4 protein-coding genes are annotated in these 4,086 nt (G+C 72.7%); all 4 read left to right on the top strand.

Going from position 1 to position 4,086, the window contains the following annotated elements; genetic code table 11:
- Positions 1-37 precede the first annotated feature (37 nt).
- Positions 38-1,648, top strand: a complete 1,611-nt coding sequence (locus tag FNQ90_RS27435) for an ABC transporter substrate-binding protein (protein ID WP_182606804.1) — start codon at positions 38-40, stop codon at positions 1,646-1,648.
- On the top strand, positions 1,645-2,598 hold the full coding sequence (locus tag FNQ90_RS14760; RefSeq protein WP_182606803.1) for an ABC transporter permease: 954 nt from the start codon (positions 1,645-1,647) through the stop codon (positions 2,596-2,598). The genes FNQ90_RS27435 and FNQ90_RS14760 overlap by 4 nt, the downstream gene beginning before the upstream one ends.
- Positions 2,599-2,624: 26 nt before the next feature.
- Positions 2,625-3,440 (top strand): ABC transporter permease, encoded by an 816-nt coding sequence (locus tag FNQ90_RS14755; protein ID WP_182606805.1) that lies wholly within the window; start codon positions 2,625-2,627, stop codon positions 3,438-3,440.
- Positions 3,437-4,086, top strand: a 650-nt coding sequence (locus FNQ90_RS14750; RefSeq protein WP_182606802.1) for an ATP-binding cassette domain-containing protein, incomplete at its 3' end; no start/stop codon positions are given. The genes FNQ90_RS14755 and FNQ90_RS14750, both read left to right, overlap by 4 nt.

Below are 4,086 nucleotides of genomic sequence, written 5' to 3'. Positions count from 1 at the left end.
CCACTCCCGAGAGAGAACCCGAGAGAGAACGAGGAAGATGAACCACGATCTGCGCGGCCTCCCCGCCGGCACCGGCTCGCCCCGCTCCACCCGACCCGGGCGCCGAACCGTCCTCGCCGTCGGCGGCGCGACCGCCGCGGCCCTCGCGCTGCCCGGCTGCGGGGGCTCGAACGACACCCCTCGGCCCGCCGACGGAGAAGGCGACGGGAAACCCCGCCCCGGCGGCAGACTGCGCGCCGCCTTCGCCGGGGGCGGGGCCAACGAAACCCTCGACCCCCACCTGACCAATCTCTTCGCCGACGCCGCCCGGGCCAAGACGCTCTTCGACAAGCTCGCCGACTTCGGCTCCGACATGTCCCCCCAACCCCGCCTCGCCGAGGGTTGGGAGAGCAACGAGGGGCTGGACCTGTGGACCATCACCCTCCGCGAGGCCCACTGGCACGACGGAACCCCCGTCACCGCCGAGGACGTGCTGTACAGCTACCGGCGCATCGCCGATCCCGACGCCGCCTTCCGCGCCCGCTCCTCCCTGGAACCCATCGACCTCGAGGACAGTCGCGCGGTGGACGAGCGGACCGTGGAGTTCCGACTCAAGCGCCCCTACGCCGAGTTCCCCAACGTCCTCGCCGCCTTCGGGGCGTACATCGTCCCCGACGGTGCCGACGACTTCACCGAACCGGTGGGCTCCGGACCCTTCCGGTTCGTCTCCTTCACCCCCGGTCGCTCCCTGCTCGTGGAACGCTTCGAGGACCACTGGGAGGGCGCCCCCCACCTGGAGGAGCTGGAGATCGTCGTGGCCGACGAGGAGTCGGCGCGGATCAACGCCCTCCTCGGCGGGCAGGTGGAGTACGCCCACGAGCTCGACCCCGCCACCGCCCGCGCCCACCGGGACGGCGACCGGGTCCGGATCGTGAGCCTGCCCAACAGCGCCATGCAGGGGTTCGTCCTGAAGACGGACCGGGCCCCCTTCGACGACCCCCGCGTGCGGGAGGCGTTCTTCCTCATCCCGGACCGGCGGGAACTGATCGACGGCGCCCTCTCCGGCGCGGGGGAGATCGGCAACGACCTCTTCGGCAAGGGGTACCTGTACTACGCCGATGGCATCCCGCAGCGCGAACGGGACATCGAGCGCGCCACCGAGTTGCTGCGCGAGGCCGGGTACGGCGACGGACTGACCGTCACCCTCGACACCTCGCCCGTGGCCACCGGCTTCGTCGAGGCCGCGGAGATCTTCCGGGAGCAGGCCGCGGCGGCGGGGGTGACCGTCGAGGTGCGGATCGGCAACGCCGACACCTACTGGAGCGACACCCTGGACTCCGGTGTCATGTCCTCCACCCGCTCCGGTTCGATGCCCATCGAGTCGCACGTCGCCCAGCGGCTGCTCACCGATTCCCCCACCAACGCCACCCAATGGCGTCACGAGGACTTCGACGACCTCTACCAGCAGGCCCAGTCCACCCGGGACGAGACCGAGCGGACCGCGCTGTACGAGCGGATGCAGCGCCGCCTGCACGCCGAGGGCGGCTTCCTGATCTGGGGCTTCGCCGACTGGATCGTGGCCACCGCACCGAACGTGCGCGGCGTCTCCGAGGATGCCCCCGCCAACACCCTCGACTGGGCCCGCTTCGACCGGGTGTGGATGGCGTGAGCGATCGCCGGGCGTGGGTGCGGCGCCGGCTGCTCCTGGGCGTGCTGCAGATCGCCGGGTTGCTGCTGCTGGTCTTCGCGCTCACCGAGGCGCTCCCCGGCGACGCGGCCGTCGCGTTCGCCGGGGACCAGCCCGACCCCGAACGCATCGAGCGGGTGCGGGAGCTCATGGGGTTGGACCGCCCCGCGGGCGAGCGTTTCGTGGAGTGGGTGGGCGGCCTCCTGCGGGGCGACCCCGGCGTCTCCCTGGTGACCGGCCGCCCGGTCACCGAGTACCTGGCGGCCGGGTTCGGTCCGACCCTGCTCCTGGCAGGCGTCACCCTGGTGGTCCTGGTTCCCCTCGCGGTCGGGCTCGGGGTGCTCGCCGCCCGCCGCGAGGGCGGCCCGGTCGACCGATTGATCAGCACCGCCACCCTCGGCCTGTACGCGGTGCCCGAGTTCGCCCTCGGTGTGCTGCTGACCGTGGTGTTCGCGCTGTGGCTCGGTTGGCTTCCGCCCACCGCCATCGGGTACGGGACCGACCCGTTGGTCACCCCTCTCGTGCTGGTCCTCCCGGTGATGGTGTTGCTGGCCCGGCCGGTGTGCTCGATCAGTCGGTTGGTGCGGGCGGGCATGATCGAGGCCATGGCCTCCGGCCACGTGGCGCAGGCCCGCCGGTACGGCGTCTCCGCCGTCCGTGTCCGCTGGACCCACGCCCTGCCGCACGCCGCCGCCCCGGCGGCTCAGCAGGTGGCGCGCACCGCCGACTGGCTGCTGGGCGGGGTCATCGTGGTGGAGACCCTGTTCGTGGTTCCCGGACTGGGCACCGTCCTGATGGACGCGGTGGCCGCCCGGGACATCCCCGTCATCCAGGGCCTGGCCGTGCTCTTCGGGACCGTGACCGTTCTGCTCAACCTGGGTGCCGACCTGGTGGCGCACCGCTTCGCCCCGAGGCTGGAGGTGGCCGCGTGAAGACATCCCCACCCGAGCTCCGGCCGGTGCCGGCCCGCCGTTCCCGGGGGCAGGCGGTGCTGGGCGGGGCGCTGATCGCGGTGCCCCTCCTGCTGGCTCTCCTCGGTCCCTGGTTCGTGGGCGAACCGGGGCCGCGGGGGGTCTCCTTCACCCTCGGGGACGGTCACTGGTTGGGCACCGACTTCATCGGCCGCGACGTGTGGCGGCAGGTGCTGCTCGGCGGGCGTTCGGTGGTGGTGACCGCTCTGGTGGCCACGGCGCTGGCCTATGTGATCGCGCTGCCGATCGGTCTGGCGGCCGCCCTCACCCACCGGCCGTGGGTGGAGGAGGGCCTGATGCGTCCCTGGGACGTCCTGTTGGCGATCCCCTCCCTGTTGTTGCTGCTCATCGTCGCCACCCTCTTCTCCCCGGGGCCGGCCGGCCTGGCGCTCATCGTGGCCCTGATCAACGTCCCCGACGCGCTGCGCATCGTCCGTGCCTGCGCGGCCGACGCCGCCTCCCGGCCGGCGGTGGAGGCGATGCGCATGCAGGGCGAGAGCTGGTGGCGGATGGCGGTCGGTTATGTCGGGCGTTCCATCACACGCGTGCTGACCGCCGACGCCGGGGTCAGGCTGACCGGTGCGCTGTACCTGGTGGCCACCGCGGCCTTCCTCGGCGTGGGGATCACCCCCGACGCCGCGGACTGGGCGGTCATGGTGGACCGCAACCGCACGGGCCTGTTCATCCAACCGTGGGCCGTGGTGGTTCCTGCGCTGCTCATCGTGGCGCTCACCACCGGAACCAACCTCCTGTTCGACGCCGCGTTGGCGCGCAGGGCCGTTCGGAAGGGAGGACCCCGATGACCCGGACCGTGGCACGGGTGGAGGATCTGCGGGTCGCGGTGGGTGATCGGGTGCTGGTGGACGGGGTCTCCCTGACCGTGCACGCCGGCCGGTGCACCGCGCTGGTGGGCCCCTCGGGCAGTGGCAAGAGCACCACCGCCCTGGCGTTGCTGGGGGAGTACCCGGCCGGTGCCCGGGTGGAGGGGACCGTCGTGGTCGAGGGCCGTGCCGCCTACATCCCCCAGAACCCCGCCGCCGCGCTCAACCCCGCCCGACGTTCCGGCGCGCTGCTGAACGACATCGCCCGGCTCACCGGCGGAACCCGCGCCGAGCGGGTGGCTCGGGTCCGCGAGGCGCTGCGCGCGGCCCGGCTCCCCGACCCCGATCGTGTGGCACGCCGCTTTCCCCACCAACTCTCCGGCGGACAGCAACAACGGTCCGGCGGACAGCAACAACGGGTGGTGCTCGCCCAGGCCCTGCTCGCCGGGGCGCCGGTACTGATCGCGGACGAACCCACCACGGGACAGGACCCGCTGACCACCCGCCGGGTGGTGGAGGAGTTGCGTGCGGTGCTCGACCGGGACATCGGTGTGCTCCTGCTCAGCCACGACGCCGATGTGGTGGGTGAGTTGGCCGATCACGTCGTGATCCTGCGCGGGGGCGGGGG

The organism is Streptomyces alkaliphilus (assembly GCF_014141535.1).
GTDB lineage: Bacteria > Actinomycetota > Actinomycetes > Streptomycetales > Streptomycetaceae > Streptomyces > Streptomyces alkaliphilus.
This window is presented reverse-complemented; position numbering and strand designations above follow the sequence as displayed.

Coding starts and splice junctions, on each gene's coding strand:
- FNQ90_RS27435 (WP_182606804.1), top strand. CDS start 38: ATGAACCACGATCTGCGCGGCCTCCCCGCCGGCACCGGCTCGCCCCGC.